This is a genomic window from Amycolatopsis kentuckyensis, from assembly GCF_041679295.1.
In the GTDB taxonomy this organism is placed as follows: domain Bacteria; phylum Actinomycetota; class Actinomycetes; order Mycobacteriales; family Pseudonocardiaceae; genus Amycolatopsis; species Amycolatopsis kentuckyensis_A.
In genome coordinates this window covers 389,994-405,864 of sequence record NZ_JBGDMD010000004.1, presented here as the reverse complement: position 1 = coordinate 405,864, position 15,871 = coordinate 389,994, and the positions used below count along the sequence as shown (strand labels likewise).

At 71.3% G+C, this 15,871-nt stretch carries 10 protein-coding genes; 3 read left to right on the top strand and 7 right to left on the bottom strand.

Annotated features, from left to right (window positions below; translation table 11 throughout):
* Nucleotides 1–17 precede the first annotated feature (17 nt).
* Nucleotides 18–1,631 (top strand): glycoside hydrolase family 27 protein, encoded by a 1,614-nt coding sequence (locus ACERZO_RS18705; protein WP_372665956.1) that lies wholly within the window; start codon nt 18–20, stop codon nt 1,629–1,631.
* Nucleotides 1,632–1,853: 222 nt separating this feature from the next.
* Here ACERZO_RS18705 and ACERZO_RS18700 read toward each other — a convergent pair whose 3' ends face one another.
* The 7 genes from ACERZO_RS18700 to ACERZO_RS18670 form a co-directional block, all read right to left on the bottom strand.
* On the bottom strand, nt 1,854–3,311 hold the full coding sequence (locus ACERZO_RS18700; protein ID WP_372665955.1) for an arabinofuranosidase catalytic domain-containing protein: 1,458 nt from the start codon (nt 3,309–3,311) through the stop codon (nt 1,854–1,856).
* 66 nt (nt 3,312–3,377) lie between these two features.
* Nucleotides 3,378–4,403, bottom strand: coding sequence for a LacI family DNA-binding transcriptional regulator (locus ACERZO_RS18695; protein WP_372665954.1), 1,026 nt, complete (start codon nt 4,401–4,403; stop codon nt 3,378–3,380).
* A gap of 56 nt (nt 4,404–4,459) precedes the next feature.
* The gene (locus tag ACERZO_RS18690) at nt 4,460–5,824 is read right to left on the bottom strand and encodes an RICIN domain-containing protein (RefSeq protein ID WP_372666422.1); all 1,365 of its coding nucleotides are present in this window, start codon (nt 5,822–5,824) and stop codon (nt 4,460–4,462) included.
* 23 nt (nt 5,825–5,847) lie between these two features.
* Nucleotides 5,848–7,167 (bottom strand): extracellular catalytic domain type 1 short-chain-length polyhydroxyalkanoate depolymerase, encoded by a 1,320-nt coding sequence (locus ACERZO_RS18685; protein WP_372665953.1) that lies wholly within the window; start codon nt 7,165–7,167, stop codon nt 5,848–5,850.
* Nucleotides 7,164–10,022: a PQQ-dependent sugar dehydrogenase gene (locus tag ACERZO_RS18680; RefSeq protein WP_372665952.1), complete on the bottom strand. Its 2,859-nt coding sequence runs from the start codon at nt 10,020–10,022 to the stop codon at nt 7,164–7,166. The genes ACERZO_RS18685 and ACERZO_RS18680 overlap by 4 nt, the downstream gene beginning before the upstream one ends.
* Before the next feature lie 35 nt (nt 10,023–10,057).
* Nucleotides 10,058–11,227 (bottom strand): ThuA domain-containing protein, encoded by a 1,170-nt coding sequence (locus ACERZO_RS18675; RefSeq protein WP_372665951.1) that lies wholly within the window; start codon nt 11,225–11,227, stop codon nt 10,058–10,060.
* A gap of 222 nt (nt 11,228–11,449) precedes the next feature.
* On the bottom strand, nt 11,450–12,190 hold the full coding sequence (locus tag ACERZO_RS18670) for a FadR/GntR family transcriptional regulator (protein WP_372665950.1): 741 nt from the start codon (nt 12,188–12,190) through the stop codon (nt 11,450–11,452).
* Nucleotides 12,191–12,401: 211 nt separating this feature from the next.
* Here ACERZO_RS18670 and ACERZO_RS18665 point away from each other — a divergent pair, with 211 nt between their 5' ends.
* The gene (locus tag ACERZO_RS18665; protein ID WP_372665949.1) at nt 12,402–14,771 is read left to right on the top strand and encodes an RICIN domain-containing protein; all 2,370 of its coding nucleotides are present in this window, start codon (nt 12,402–12,404) and stop codon (nt 14,769–14,771) included.
* A gap of 16 nt (nt 14,772–14,787) precedes the next feature.
* Nucleotides 14,788–15,870 (top strand): ricin-type beta-trefoil lectin domain protein, encoded by a 1,083-nt coding sequence (locus ACERZO_RS18660; protein WP_372665948.1) that lies wholly within the window; start codon nt 14,788–14,790, stop codon nt 15,868–15,870.
* Nucleotide 15,871 lies beyond the last annotated feature (1 nt).

The following is a 15,871-nucleotide window of genomic DNA, read 5'->3' as shown; positions in this document are numbered from 1 at the left end:
CCTGGAAAGGGGCGACGATGCCCGTTCGACCGCGTCACCTGCTCACCGCCGCGGCCACCGCGCTGGCCGTGCTCACCGTGCCACCGGCCGCCGCGGCCGCACCCGGCAGCCCGGCGCTCACCCCGCCGCTGGGCTGGAACAGCTGGAACAGCTTCGGCTGCGGCGTCACCGAAACCGCGATCCGCCAGGCGGCCGACGCGATGGTCTCGTCCGGGATGAAGGACGCGGGCTACCAGTACGTCGTCGTCGACGACTGCTGGTTCGACCCGCAACGCGACTCCCAAGGCGCCCTGCGCGCCAACGCGTCGAAGTTCCCGAGCGGCATGAAAGCGTTGGGCGACTACATCCACAGCCGGGGCTTGAAGTTCGGCATCTACCAGGTGCCGACCGACCGCACCTGCGCCCAGCGCACCGGCACCTACCCCGGCTCGACCGGCAGCGCGGGGCACGAGGTCCAGGACGCCGGCACGTTCGCGTCCTGGGGCGTGGACTACCTCAAGTACGACTGGTGCTCCCCCGCCGGCACCCGCGACGAGCAGGTCGCCCGGTTCACGGTGATGCGCGACGCGCTGCGGGCCACCGGGCGCCCGATCGTCTACAGCATCAACCCCAACAGCTACCACGCCATCACCGGTGACAAGTACGACTGGGGCCAGGTCGCCGACCTCTGGCGCACCACCGAGGACCTCCTCGACATCTGGCAGAACGGCAACACCAACAGCTACCCGATGGGCGTGGGCAACGTCCTCGACGTCACCGCGCCGCTGGCCGCGCAGGCCGGCCCGGGGCACTGGAACGACCCGGACATGCTCGTGGTCGGGCGGCCCGGGTTGTCGCTGACCGAGTCCCGTGCCCACTTCGCCCTGTGGGCGCTCATGACCGCGCCGCTGATGGCGGGCAACGACATCCGCACGATGTCCGCTGACATCAGCGCGGTGCTGCGGAACCCGCGCCTGCTGGCGATCGACCAGGACCGGCTCGGCGCGGGTGGCCGCCGGGTCCGCGACGACGGCAACGTCGAGGTCTTCGCCAAGCCGTTGGCCGACGGATCGGTGGCGGTCGGCCTGCTCAACCGCGGCGGCGCCACGGCCACCGTGAGCACGACCGCGGCGCAGGCGGGGCTTTCCGGCACGGCGTTCACCTTGACCGACGTGTGGACGGGAGCGACGTCGACGACCGGCGGCCCGATCAGCGCGAGCGTGCCCGCGCACGGCGTCGCGGCGTACCGGGTGTCCGGCGGTTCCCCGTTGGCGGCCACGACGTCACGGCTGCGCGGAGCGGGCTCCGGCCGTTGCCTCGACGTCGACAACGCTTCGACGGCCGCCGGCGCGGGCACGCTGCTCTGGGACTGCCAGACGGCGGCGAACCAGCTGTGGACCTCCTGGGCGAACGGCGAAGTCCGCGTGTTCGGCGACAAGTGCCTCGACGGCACGACCAGCGGCGCCCAGGTGACGAGCAGGCCGTGCACCGGGCAGGACAACCAGAAGTGGACGTTCGGCGCGGACGGCTCGGTGCGCAATGTCCATTCCGGACTCTGCCTCGACGCCGAAGGGGCGAGCACCGCCAACGGGACGCACGCGATCCTGTGGAGCTGCAACGGCCAGGCGAACCAGCGCTGGAGCCGCGTCTGATCGGTCCGGAAACAGCCGAACGCCCGAGCCGTCCACGACGGCTCGGGCGTTCGGTCGGCTCCGGGATCACTCGCTGGGTGTCGCGGGAGTGATGGCCGAGTGTCTTGAATGACTCATTCAGGTCTTGGGAGGCCCTGAATGAGTCATTCAAGACGTTGGCGGAGCCGAACGCCCGAGCCGTCCACCACGGCTCGGGCGTTCGGTTCTCCCCGGAAGGTGGCCTCAGCGATAGCCGGCGGCGACGATGTTCGCCTGCACCGCGTTCTCCGTCGCGTCGGACGGATACCCGGCGACCATCGCCCCTTCGTAGAACGTCCCGGCGCTCAGGTTCGCGCCCCCGCCCGGCTTGCAGCAGTCGCCGCCGCTGCCCAGGACGATCGCGCCCTGCTTCTTCATCGGGCTGTACCCGCTCGGGAGCCCGCCGTCCCACAACGTCGTGAGGCCGCCGGACTGGGCGTCGCTGCCCTTGATCGCGAACCGGGACGTCCCGTTGTTCTTCAGCACCGCCGTGACGAACTTGCTGCCGAACGCCCGCTGGTTCGGGTTCCACGTCTGGCTGCCGCCGGGGTAGAGCCCCCACTCCAGATCGGCCTGCACCCACGGGCCGGTTCCGGAGCAGCCGCCGAACCAGCACTGCTTGCCGAAGTTGAGCGCGTCCATGGCGCCGGCCGCGTCGGCCTTGCGGGTCGTTTCGCTGTTGCCGTAGTCGAAGCAGCAGCCGCTGTTGACGTGGGTCCCGCTGGTCACCATGTACATGCCCTCCGGCGCGCTGCCGGTGGGCACGCCGGTCAGGTGACCGTCACGCCAGTAGCTGTTGCCCGGGTTGATGTACAGCGAATACGCCTTGCTGCCGCCGACCGTGAGCGACTCCGTGGTCGCCTTCGCGGGGCTGCTCTGGCTGGAGCCCGGCACCACGCTCGACCCCTGGTACCACAGGTCGTTCCCCCGCCCGGACTGGTCGTAGACCACCGTGATGACGCAGGAAGTGCCACCGCAGAAGGAATCCTGGGCCGCGGCGTCGGCGGCACCGCCCGCCGTCAGGACGCCGACGTCTCGGGTCCCGTTGTCGGACGCGCGCCGGACCTGGTACAGCTTCCCGCCGTAGGACCGGTACAGCGCGCGTACCGTGCTGTGCGCGGCGACGCACGGCGTGCCGCCCGACGAGTAGATGTCGCACGGGCCCGCGCCGGCGGGCGGGGTGGTTCCGGTCGTCCACCGCTGGTTGCTCTGGCCGTGGCACGTCCACAGGATGACCGCGGTGCCGTTGGCGGTCCCGGCGCCGTTGACGTCGACGCACAGCCCGGACTGGACACCGGTGATCGTCCCGTCGGAGTTCTGCCGCCACTGCTGGTTCGCCCCGCCGGTGCAGGACCAGATGATCACCGCCGTCCCGGGCGCCGTCTGGTTGCCGTACGCGTCCACGCACCGCGTCCCGTTCAGCGCGCGCAGCTCACCGGCGGCGGTGAATTCGAAGGCCTGGCTCGCCTGGCCGGTGCAGTCCCGGATCTCCAGCGCCGTGCCCGGTGCGTCGGCGCCGCCCGCCACGTTCAGGCACCGGCCCGACGCCGCGCTCGTGAGCGAGGTCGTCGCCGCGGCCGCCGGTACCGCGCCGGCCAGCGCGGCCGCCACCAGCACAGCCAGGACCAGCACGGCCCGCACCGGGTTGACTCGAGTGGTCACGAATCCTCCTTCGGGCACCGCGGATCTCGCCGCGATACGATTGTTAGCGCTAACACAAATCGGCGTTCAGCCGGAGATGCGCGTGACCAGCTCGGTGTCCAGCACCGCGCAGCGCGGCCCGCCCGAGCCGCCGAGCATCGCCAGCAGCTCCGCCGTCATCCGGGCCCCCATCTCCTCGATGGGCTGCCGCACGGTCGTCAACGGCGGATCCGTGCGGCGCCCGATCGGCAGGTCGTCGAACCCGATCACCGCCACGTCGCCGGGCACCCGCCGGCCCGCCCGCCGCAACGCCCGCATCGCGCCGACCGCCATCATGTCCGACGCGGCGAAAATGGCATCGACGTTCGGCCGGCGGTCCAGCAGCCGCGCGGTCGCGTGCTCACCGGAGGCCTGCCCGAAATCCCCGAACACCACCAGCCCCCGGTCGCCGTGACCGGCACCCGCCACCGCCTGCCGGTAGCCGAGCAGCCGGTCCACCCCGGCCGTCATGTCCTGCGGGCCGGCGATGGTCGCCACGGTCCGCCGGCCCGCGTCCAGGAAGCGCTGGGTGGCCCGCCGGGCACCACCCCGGTTGTCCACGTCGACGTAAGAGAACCGGCCGGGCTCCCGCCCGCAGACCGGCCGGCCGCCGAACACCACCGGGATGCCGAGCCAGCCCAGGTCGAGCGGGCGACGCCCGTGCATCCCGATCACCAGCGCGCCGTCGACGTGCCCGCCGTCGAGGTACCGCACCACCGGAGCCTGGTAGTTCTCCGTCGCCGGCACGGTGAGCAGCACCAGCTGCAGCCCGACGCCGCTCAACGCCTTGCCGACCCCGGCCGCGACGCGGGCGAAGTACGGATCGGCGAACAGCCGCGGCACCTCCTCGCACACCACCAGCGCGACCGACCCGGTGGGCCCGGCGGCCGCCCGGGCGGCCCGCTGGCGCGCGTAGCCCAGCTCCGACATCGCCGACTCGACCTGCTGCCGCGTTTTCGGCCGCACCCGGGCGAAACCGTTGAGCACGCGGGACGCGGTGGCGGTCGACACCCCGGCCGCCCGCGCGACATCGGCCAGGGTCGGACGGAGTTCTGGTGACTCGGTGATGGACACGTTCGCTCTCCCAAGACGTCGTTGTCTTCGTGGGCTCACCCGAGGATATGGCCGCCTCAGGCGCGTTGGATCCGGAACCGCTGATTGGCGGCACCGGTGTTCGTCCATTGGGACACCCGCGCGCCGTCGGCGGTCGAGGCTTCCCAGACGTCCATCGCCAGGCCGCTCAGCCGGTTGACCAGGCTGACCACGCCGCCACCCAGGTCGGTGACCCGCCACTGCTGCGCCGCGGCACCGGAGTCGGGTTGCTGGCTGATGACCGCGCCGGTCGCGGACCCGGCCACCTGGAGCACCAGGCCGCTGTGCCGGGCCCGGACGCGGTAGTAGCCGTCGCCGGAGTCCAGGAAGTCGAACTGCTGGTTCTGCCCGCCGGTGGCCGTCCACTGCTGCAGCGCGGCGCCGGCGGCGGTGGAGACACCGCTGATGTCCAGGAGCTTGCCGCTGTGCTCGGCCGTCACGGTGTAGTTCACCCCGACCTGCACCGGCGCCCCGGACGGCGGGGTCGACGAGTCGAACTGCGTGAGGAACTTCCACACCTCGCCCGAGGTCCAGGTCTGCCAGCCGCTGCAGGTGCAGCCGTCGCGCGGGCCGGGGTCGTGGCCGCCGTCGAACGCGGCCCAGACCACCGGGTAGCCGGCCCGGCAGCCCGAGTAGGCGGTGACGATGTGCGTCCGGCTGCCGCTCGCGGGCTCGGGCGGGTTCTGCGCGGTGCAGCCGTTGTTGCGGACGAACTGGTCACGCAGCGACCGCCCGGACGCGATGGGCAGGACGTTGTCCCCGATGCCGTGCATCCCGATGTACGCGACCGGCTGGGTGCCGCCGCTGCACCCGCTGAGGTTGGCCCCGGAGTAGACGGCGACCGCGCGGAAGACCGTCGGCCGCGCGCACGCGAGCGCGTAGCTCATCGCGCCGCCGTAGCTGAACCCGCCCGCGAACACCTGCGAGGTGTCGACGCACAACGCCGCCTCGAGCTGCCTCAACAGGTCGTCGATGAAGGTGACGTCCTGGCCGCCGGGGTTGGCCCAGCCGTTGCCGTTGCCCTGCGGCGCCACGAAGATCGTGTTGTTGCCCGCGCTGTCCGCGAGCCGCCGAAGCCCGTAGTAGGACCAGTTGTAGCCGTCGGTCCCGCCCGAGTCGACGTCGTTGGCCGTGCCACCGCGCCAGTGCAGCCCGACGAACAGCCGGTACGGGTGCGCGTTGTCGTAATTCGCCGGCACCCGCAGGAGGTAGCTGCGGTTCTGGCCGCCGCTGGAGATGGTGTGGCTGCCGCTCGCCAGCCCGGGGGCCTGGCCACAGCCCGCGGTGCCCGCGGCGGCCACCGACTGCGCCGGCCCGCCGGGAACGGCGGCTTGCGCGGTGCCGATCCCGGGCGTCGTCAGCAGCGCACCGATCGCGGCGCACGTGAGCAGACGTCTGAACATCATCGTGGCGCTCCTTTCCCCGGTCAGTTCCGGGTCCATTGCTGGGTGGTGGCGTGGGTGCAGGTCCCGAGCCGGACGGCGGTGCCGTTCGCGGTCGCGCCCGCGAGCTCCAGGCAGAGCCCCGACTGCGTCGCGGTGATCGAGCCGTCGGAGCCGATCCGCCACTGCTGGTTGGCGCCGCCGTGGCACGCCCAGATGATCGCGGCGGTGCCGGGCGTGGTCCCGGCGCCCTCGGCGTCCAGGCAGCGCAGCGAGCCACCGGAATAGACGGTCAGCTCGCCGGCCGAAGTGGCCGTCCACGTCTGGTTCGAGCCGCCGTGGCAGTCCCAGACCTGCAGGCGCGTGCCCTGGGTGGCCGACTGGCCCGGCACGTCCAGGCACCGGCCCGCGGCCACCGAACGCACCGGCGCGCCGGCGGTCCCGCTCCCGCCGCCGTCGAGCCCGAGGAAGGCGATGGTGTACGCGAGCATTCCCGCCTGCGGCAGGGTGTGGCCGGTGCCGGCGATCGTGATGCCCTCGACCGGCGCCTGGGTACCGGTGCCGCCGTAGCGGTTCCGCGTCCACGACGACTGCGGGTGGTCGGTGAAGGACGGCGTCTGGCCCAGCCCGCGCAGCGCGGTCCACTGCTTGATCTCTTCGCCGTAGTTCGGGTAGGCCAGGGTGGTGTCCTGGTTGCCGTGCCAGAGCTGCATCCGCGGGTACGTGCCGGTGTAGCCGGGGTACATGGCGTGGGCCTGGTCCGCCCACTGCTGCGCGGACTTGACGACGTTCCCGCCCGCGCACTGGCTGTTCCAGAGCGAGCCGTCGGTGGTCGCGAAACACCCGGCGGGCACGCCGGAGAACGCGGCACCGGCGGAGAAGACGTCGGGGTACTCCGCGGCGAGGACGTTGGTCATCATGGCGCCCGAAGAGAAGCCGCTGACGACGATCCGGCCGGGGTCCACGTTGTAGTGCTGGCGGGTCCAGGCCACCATCGCCATGATGCCGGTGGTGTCGCTGCCGCCGTCGCGCGTCAGGCCCGCCTTCGTGGACACGTCGAAGCAGTGCCCGTCCCGGGTCGCTTCCGGGACGACGACGAGGTAGCCGTAGCGGTCGGCCGCCGTCGCGAAGTCGTGCCCGTTGCCGTTGAAGATCGCGCTCGCCGAACCGCTGCAGTAGTGCACCAGCACGAGCAGGGCCGGCTTGGGCGCCACGGTGTCCGGCACGTACAGGTACATGCCGAGGTTGGTGGGGTTGGCGCCGAACCCGGTGACGCGGGTTAGCGCGGCGGCCCCGGCCGGCGGGGTGGCCGCGAACACCACCGCCAGCGGCAGAAGGAGGAGGAACGCGAGCAGACGTTTCATCGGAGGCTCCACTGCTGGTTGGCCTGGCCACCGCAGGACCAGAGGATGATCTTCGTGCCGTTGGCCGTGCCCTGGGCGTTCGCGTCGACGCACAGCCCGGACTGGACGCCGGTGATCGTGCCGTTGGCGTTGACGTTCCACTGCTGGTTCACCTGGTTGTGGCAGTCCCAGATGATCACCTGCGTGCCGTTGGCGGTGCCCTGGCCGGACGCGTCCAGGCACTTGTTCCCGTAGACCACCAGCTGCTTCGTGCTGGAGTAGGTCCATTGCTGGTTGGCGGCCTGGCCGCAGTCCCGCAGCTGCACCTGGGTCCCGTTGGCCGTCGAGGAGTTCGGCACCTCCACGCACCGGCCGGACGGCGTCCCCACGATCTGCTTGCCCGACGGCGTCGTGCCGGGTTGGCCGACGCCCGAGCCGGTGAAGTGGACCCAGTTGACGTTGAACAGGTAGGCGGCTCCGCTCTGGCCCGCGGGGTTGCGGGCCACGAAGTAAAGCTTCCCGGTGCCGGTGGGCGGGTTCGCCAGGCTGACCGCGAAGTCCTGCCAGGTCTGCCAGCCACCGGTGCCGGTGATCGGCACCGAGGCGACCAGGGCGCCGTCCGGCGCGTTGCGGCGCACCTCGAGCGTTCCCCCGGAGCCGCCCGAGGACGCCCGGACGTGGAAGCCGGTGGTGTTGTCCAGGGCGATCGGGTCGAAGGACCACCAGTCGCCGTCCTGGACGAACGCCGCGCTGCTGCCGCCGCCCTGCGGGTCGGTGGCGGCCTCCACGGTGACGCCCGCGGTGTCCGTGCCCTTCCCGTCGGCGGTCCGGCCGGTCGCGGTGAAGAACTCGGCCTGCTTCATCTTGGGTTGCAGGATCACCTGTGAGCGCCCGGTGAGCGGGCCGGCTCCCCCGGCGCCGCCCTTGTCGGTGTAGGACGCTTCGACGACGTAGAAGATGTTGTCGTTTTCGCTGTGCCCCGAGGAAAGCGTGGTCTGCACGCGGGCGGTGCAGCCGTGGTACTGGTCGAGCGGGTGCCCGTGCTCGTCGTGTCCGAGGTAGGCCTGGACGGTCACCTGCGCGCAGTCGATCGTCCCGTCCTCCGGGTCGCTTACCGTGACGGCGAAGTCCACCGTGTCGCCCCAGTCGAACAGCCCGCCGGACGGTGGGGTGGTGATGGTGACGGCCGGCGCCGTGTTGCCCGCGGTGACGGCGACGCTCGCGGTCCCGGCGGCCCCGGCGGAGTTGGTCACGGTCAGCACGGCGGTGTAGGTGCCGGCGGCGTAGGTGTGGCTCGGGTTCGCCGCGGTGGACGTGGTGCCGTCCCCGAAGTTCCAGCTGTACCGCAGCGCCGACCCGCCCGGGTCGGCCGAACCGGCGCTGGAGAAGGTCACGGTCAGCGGGGCGGGCCCGCTGGTGCGGTCGGCCGCGGCCTTCGCGACCGGCGCGGCCGAGCCGCCGCCGAGGTAGTCGACGCGGACGATGGCCGCGTCGCTGTTGCCGCCGCCGTACCCGGTGCCCCACTCGACGACGTAGAGCGCGCCGTCCGGGCCGAATTCGAAGTCCATGGGGCGGTTGAACTTCATCGAAGGCAGCAGCGGGTCGATCGAGGTGACGTTCGTACCGCCGCTGTCGAGCTGGAAGGTGAACATCGAGCTGGTGTTCCACTCGGCGAAGACCGCGCGGCCGTCGAAGTCCACCGGCCACTTGCGAGCAGAGGCGAGGTTCGGGTCGAACCGGTAGACCGGCCCGGCCATCGGCGCGCCGCCGGACAGCTGCGGGAAGTGCGCCGGGTCGGCGGTGTAGTGGTAATACACCTGGGCCGGGATGGCCGGGGGCAGCTTCGTCAGCCCGGTGTTGTTGGGCGAGCTGTTGGCAGGCCCGCCGGCGCAGTCGAACTGCGGCCCGGACGCGCCGGTGGCGAAGTTGTACTGGTTGTAGGCCAGGTTCGGCCCGACGCAGAACGGCCAGCCGGCGTTGCCCGGCTTGCTGACGACGTCCCACTCCACGGTGTTCTGCGGACCGCGGGCCGAGCTGGCGTTCGGGGCGTCCGGGCCGTAGTTGGCGACCAGGGGGTAGCCGGTCTTCGGGTCGAGGCCCATCCGGAACGGGTTGCGCTCCCCCATCGTGTAGATCTCCGGGCGGGTGTTCGCCGTGCCGGGCGCGAACAGGTTGCCGGCGGGGATCGTGTAGGTCCCGTTGGCCTCCGGGTGGATCCGCAGGACCTTGCCCGACAGGCTGTTGGTGTTGCCGGCGGTGCGTTCGGCGTCCCAGTAGGCGCGTCCTGATCGCTGGTCGAGCGGGCTGTAGCCGTCCGAGGCGAACGGGTTCGTGTTGTCCCCCAGCGACAACCACAGGTTCCCGTTCTTCTTGTCGATGACCAGGCCGGCGCCGTGGTGGCAGCATTCGGCGCGCTGCACCGGCACGTCCAGCACGACCTTCTCGGTCGACTGGTCGATGGTGTCGCCGCCGACGGTGAACCGGCTCAGCCGGTCGACGTTGCCGGCGTTGTTCGGCGAGTAGTAGACGTACACCCACTGGTTGGTGGCGAACCCCGGGTCGAGCGCGATGTTGAGGCCGCCGGACTCGTTGGCCGTGAAGACGTTCAGGTGCGTCGAGAGAACCGTGGTGCCGTTGGGTTTGACGACTTTCACGTCACCGAGCCGGTCGATGTAGAAGACCCGTCCGTCCGGGGCGACGTCCAGCGCCATCGGGTTGCCGGTCTCGGTGTGCAGGGTGACCTTCTGGAACTTCGAGTCCGGCGGCAGCGCCGCGGCGGCCGGGGCCACGGACGTGGTGAGCACCGGGACCAGGGCGGCGGCCAGGACCGCGGCCACCGCCAGTGCGCCGCGGCGCAGCGCGGGAAATCCGGACATGGCTCTCCTCGAGGCGAAGGGGTGGCGAGGACGGTTCAGCGCAGGGACCACTGCTGGTTGGCCTGCCCGCCGCACGACCACAGGATGATCTTCGTGCCGTTGGCCGTGCCGCGGCCGGACGCGTCCAAGCAGAGGTTCGACTGGACACCGGTGATCGTGTTCGCGCTAACATTCCACTGCTGATTGGGTTGCCCGGTGCAGTCCCAGATGATCACCGGCGTGCCGTTGGCCGTCCCGCGGCCGGACGCGTCCAGGCACTTGGTCCCGTACACCGTCAGCTGCTTGCCCGCGGTGTAGGTCCACGTCTGGTTCGCCTGGCCCGCCACGCAGTCCCGCAGCTGCACCTGGGTCCCGTTCGCCGTCGAGGCGTTCGGCACCTCCACGCACCGGCCCGACTGCGCGCCCACGAGCTGCTTGCCCGACGGCGGCGTGGTGGTGACCGAGCAGTTCGCGGGCACCGCCCCGGCCGCGGTGCGGATGCCGCCCAGCAGCAGGTGCAGGAAGTTCGGTTCGCCGAAGCTTTCGGCGGTGTGGCCCATGCCGGTGTACCAGGCGCGGCCGCCGTCGAAGTCGTGGCACCACGTCGTGGGGTGGTCCGCGCCCATCGTGGCGCCCGAGTAGCTCGATTCGTCCACTGTGGTCAGGACGTGGACGGCCGGGCGCGGGTTCGCCCGGAAGTCGTACCACTCGTCGAAATGGCGGTACTGCGCCGGCAGGCCCTGCGTGGACGGGTGGTTCGCGTCCTCGACCTTCACGAGCGCGTTCTGCTGCGAGGGGTGCTGCTTGAAGTAGGCGCCGACGAGCTGGCCGTACCAGGCCCAGTCGTACCCGCTGTCGGAGGCCGCGTGGATGCCGGCGAACCCACCGCCGCGCTCGATGTACCGCCGGAAGGCGTCCTTCCCGGCCTGCGTGCCGACCGGGTCGCCGGTCGTGGACAGGAAGACCACGGCGGCGTACGGGGCCAGGCCGGCGTCGGTGAACACCGAATCGTCCTCGGTGGCGTCGACCGCGAAGTCGTTCTGCTGCCCCAGTTGCCGGATCGCGGCGATCCCGGCCGGGATGGAGTCGTGCCGGAAGCCGGTGGTCTTGGAGAACACCAGGACCTTGAAGGCCGCCGCGGGCGCGGCGGCCACGGGCGTCGCGACCCCCAGGAGCAGCACGGCGAGCAGGAGGGCCGCGCGCAGAGTACGAGACAGCGTCGTCACGGGTACTCCTCTTCAGGAGCGCAAGGAGCGCGCGGGGTGCGCGCTGCGAAACCGCCCGGTTACCGACCGAACGGACAACAGCCAAGATAAGAGCCGCCGGCGGCAAAGGTCAATCCATCGTGAAAATTACTCACGCGCAACGGATCGCGCCGGTGAGTCCACAAAGGAACGAACCCACCGTCGGCCTCCCGGAGCAGGTTCCGGGAATCCACAGTGAGTTCGTCAGCCGAAGACGCGGCGCCGGATCTCGCGGCGGTAGTCCTCCAGGGTGTTGTCGAGGTGGACGGCGACCGCGTCGGCCGCCGCGTCCGGGTCGCCGTCGCGGATCGCGCGGAAGATCGCGGCGTGCTCCTCGATCGCGCCCGCCGCGTGCCCGCCGACCGTGCCGGACATCCCGATGATGTTCGACTGGCGTTGCAGGCTGCGGGCCTCGCGCACGGCCGCGACGAGGAACTGGTTGTGCGACGCGGTGGCGATCCCGAGGTGGAAGTCGTCGTCACCGCGGTCGAACAGCGCCGTGCTGCCGGTCAGGTGACCGTCGCGGCAGGTCTCGGCGGCGGCCTCGATCGCGCGCAGCTGGGCCGGGGTGGCGTTGACCGCCGCCAGCCGGCCGGCGGCCGTCTCCTGCACCCGGCGGAACTCGAAGAGCATGTAGACGTGGTCGAGGTCGGCGGGCAGGAAGAACCCGCCCCACCGGGAGGCGCCGAGCATGCCCTCGTCGTCGGACACATACAGCCCACGTCCCTTGTGCGCGCGTACCCGGCCGATCGCCGAGAGGATCTTGACGGCCTCCCGCACCACGGTCCGGCTGGTCCCCATCCGCGCCGCCAGCTCGACCTCGGTCGGCATCCGGTCACCGGGCCGCAGCTCCAGCTCGGCGATGAGCCGCAGGATCTGCTCGGCCACCAGTTCGTAGCCCGGCCGGTACGGGGCCGGCGGTGCGGTTTCCTCGTCGCTGGTCACCCGATGAGTATGACTCAGCGGGCGCCGGCCAGTGACTGTACCTCGCGCCCCGGTTACCGAGTCAACAGCCGCGGAACCGGGATGAAACTTACATGCGTTCCCGCAGGTGGGAAGTCGAGCGGTGCGAAGGCTGTGCTGATCCGCCGGCGCGGCGGGGACCATGGCCTGGCATGAGTCACACACATCTGTCGTCCCCCGGGAGGTAGCCGCCATGCCGCCGCGCACCCGATCCGTGGCCGCCGCGCTCGCGGCCGCCCTCGTGGTGACCGCGCTCGCCGCGCCGCCCGCCCACGCCGCGACCGCCATCATCGCCGTGGCCCCGGACGGTGACGACGCCAACCCCGGCACCCCCGAGCGGCCCGTCGCCACCCCGGCCAAGGCGCAGCAGCTGGCCCGCGACCGGGCGGCCGCCGGCGACGTCGTCGTGGAGCTCGCCGGCGGCACCTACCGGCTCGCCGCCCCGCTGACGTTCACCAGCGCCGACTCCGGCCAGAACGGCCACACCGTCACCTGGCAGGCCGCGGCGGGCCAGACGCCGATCCTCTCCGGCGGCTCGCCGGTCACCGGCTGGACGGTGCAGGACGCGAACCAGAACATCTGGGTCGCGTCCGTGCCGCCAGGCTCCGACTCCCGGCAGCTGTTCGTGGACGGGGCTTTGGCGCCGCGCGCGTCGATCCCGATTTCCCGCAGTGATGTGCAGGTCACGACGGCCGGCCTGACCATCGTCAACTCCGCGCTGAACTACCTCGCGACGCTGCCGCAGCAGAACCGGATCGAGGTGGAGAGCCAGAACTCCTTCACCGACCGGTACTCCCCCGTCGACCACGTCAGCGGCACGTCGATCGTCATGCAGCAACCGGCGTGGAACAACAACAACTGGGGCTACGACACCCTCGCCAAGCCCTTCGGCGGCGGCCAGCTGTACCTGGAGAACTCCTACTCGTTCCTCAAGAACACCGGCCAGTGGTACCTGGACCCGCAGGCCGGGCGGCTCTACTACAAGGCACCCGGCGGGTGGGTCCCCGGCAGCCACGACGTCGAGCTGCCGCGGCTGACGTCCCTGCTGCGGATCAGCGGCAGCTACGACGACCCGGTGCGGGGCCTCGCTTTCAACGGACTGCACTTCGAGCACACGACGTGGCTCACGCCGGGCACGTCGGTCGGCTACGCCGACCAGCAGAGCGGCACGTACCTCCCGGCCGCGGCGCCGATGCCGGGTGACTTCCTGAGCTCGTGCCAGTCGGGCTGCCCGCTGTTCGAGGGCGCCCGCAACGGCTGGGCGCAGGCCCCGGCCGCCGTCCAGGTCTCGGCCGCCACCGGGATCACGTTCAGCGGCAACACCTTCACCCACCTCGGTCAGGTGGCGCTCGGCATCGGCAACGACGCGAACGCGCACGCGTCCGGGGTCGGCCTCGGGGCGTCGTCGATCACCGTGGACCACAACACGTTCACCGAGGACTCGGGCGCGGGCATCGTCGTCGGCGGCGTGCGCCCGGACGCCCACCACCCGGCGAACCCCGCGATGACCAACCGCGACATCACGTTGTCGGACAACACGATCAGCCGGGTCGCGCTGGACTACCGGGAAATGGCCGGCATCCTTTCGACCTACGTGACGCACGCCGTGATCACGCACAACGACGTCGCGAACCTGACCTACGACGGGATCGACGTCGGCTGGGGCTGGGGCGCGAACGACCCGGGCGGCAGCCAGGACTACCGCAACCGCGGCCTGTACGACTACCAGCCCGTGTACTCCACCGCGACGACGTTGCGCGACACCGTCGTCAGCTACAACCGGGTGCACGGCACGAAGAAGCTCATGCACGACGGCGGCAGCATCTACAACCTCTCCGCGAACCCGGGCAGCTCGATCGACCACAACCACGTCTACGACAACAACCGCACGGTCGGCCTCTACCTGGACGAGGGATCCCGCTACGTTTCCCTGACCGCCAACGTGATCCAGGACTCCGGGGTCTGGGCCTTCACCAACGCCAGCGGCAGCAACAACACCAACGACAGCACCTTCGGCGGCAACTGGTTCAACGGCGGCGCGACCAACGTCGCCACCGGACCGCCGCACAACAACGTCCTGAGCGGCAACGTCCAGGTGAGCGGCACGAACTGGCCAACGGGTGCCCAGCAGGTCATCGCCGCCGCGGGCCCGCGCGGGACCGGCCCGGCCGCGAGCCCGGTGCGCGCGGCCGGCGTGGGCAAGTGCCTGGACGTCAACGGCGCCGCCACCACCCCGGGCACCACGGTCGTCGTGTGGACCTGCAACGGCGGCACCAACCAGTCCTGGACCCGGACCACCGCCGGGGAACTGACCGTCTACAGCGGAGACAGCACCCGGTGCCTGGACGCCTCCGGGCAGGGCACCACGCCGGGCACCAAGGTCGTCGTCTGGACCTGCAACGGCGGCGCCAACCAGCGCTGGCAGGTCACCGCGGCCGGTGCCGTCACCGGTGTCCAATCCGGACTCTGCCTGGACGTGACCGACGGCGGTACCGCCAACGGCACCGCCGTCCGGCTCTGGACGTGCACCGGGCAAGCGAACCAAAAGTGGACCTTCGGCTGACCGATCGAGGAGAACCATGAGAATCCGGCTCATCGCGGCCGTCACGGCCCTGTTCCTGAGCGCGTTGCTCCCGGGCACGCCGGCGGCCGCCGATTCCAACGGCGGGGTGCGGGTCATGCCGCTGGGCGACTCCATCACCGAAGGCACGCAAGTGCCCGGCGGGTACCGGATCGGGCTGTGGCAACGCCTGAGCGCGGGCGGCTACCGCGTCGACTTCACCGGCTCGCAGTACAACGGGCCGGCCGCCCTCGGCGACCACGACCACGAGGGCCACCCGGGCTGGCGCATCGACCAGATCGACGCGAACATCGTGACCTGGCTGCGGAACACCGGATCGCACACGGTCCTGCTGCACATCGGCACGAACGACGTCCTGCAGAACTACGACGTCGGCCGCGCGCCGGCCCGGCTGTCCGGGCTGATCGACCACATCACCGCGACCGCACCGGACGCCGAGGTCTTCGTCGCGACGATCATCCCGCTCGCCAACTCCGGCCAGGAGTCCGCGGCCCGGACGTTCAACTCCGCCATCCCCGGCATCGTGCAGAGCAACCAGAACGCGGGAAAGCGCGTGCACCTGGTGGACATGCACTCGGCGCTGACCACGGCCGACCTGATCGACGGCGTCCACCCCACGGCCACCGGCTACGACAAGATGGCCGCCACGTGGTTCCGCGCGCTGCAGTCGGTACCGGGGAGCATCGGCACCCCGGGGACCTCCCCGGCACAGCAGATCGTCGGCACGCAGTCGGGCCGCTGCGTCGACGCCGCGAGCGCGGCCCACGGAACCCAGGTGCGGCTGCAGGACTGCGGCGGCCAGGCCGGCCAGGCATGGACCCGTACGGGCCAGCAGCTGACGGTCGGCGGGACGAAGTGCCTGGACGCATCGGGCCACGGAACGGCCAACGGAACCCCGGTGATCGTCTGGGACTGCCACGGCCAGACGAACCAGCAGTGGACGGTTTCGGCGAACGGCACGATCACCGGAGTCCAATCAGGACTGTGCCTCGACGCGTACGGCCAGGGAACGGCCAACGGCACCCAGCTGGTTCTCTGGACGTGCAGCGGGCAGGCGAACCAGCAGTGGGCGCTGCGCTAGC

Coding starts and splice junctions, on each gene's coding strand:
- ACERZO_RS18705 (WP_372665956.1), top strand. CDS start 18: ATGCCCGTTCGACCGCGTCACCTGCTCACCGCCGCGGCCACCGCGCTG.
- ACERZO_RS18690 (WP_372666422.1), bottom strand. CDS start 5,824: ATGTTCAGACGTCTGCTCACGTGCGCCGCGATCGGTGCGCTGCTGACG.
- ACERZO_RS18685 (WP_372665953.1), bottom strand. CDS start 7,167: ATGAAACGTCTGCTCGCGTTCCTCCTCCTTCTGCCGCTGGCGGTGGTG.
- ACERZO_RS18680 (WP_372665952.1), bottom strand. CDS start 10,022: ATGTCCGGATTTCCCGCGCTGCGCCGCGGCGCACTGGCGGTGGCCGCG.
- ACERZO_RS18665 (WP_372665949.1), top strand. CDS start 12,402: ATGCCGCCGCGCACCCGATCCGTGGCCGCCGCGCTCGCGGCCGCCCTC.
- ACERZO_RS18660 (WP_372665948.1), top strand. CDS start 14,788: ATGAGAATCCGGCTCATCGCGGCCGTCACGGCCCTGTTCCTGAGCGCG.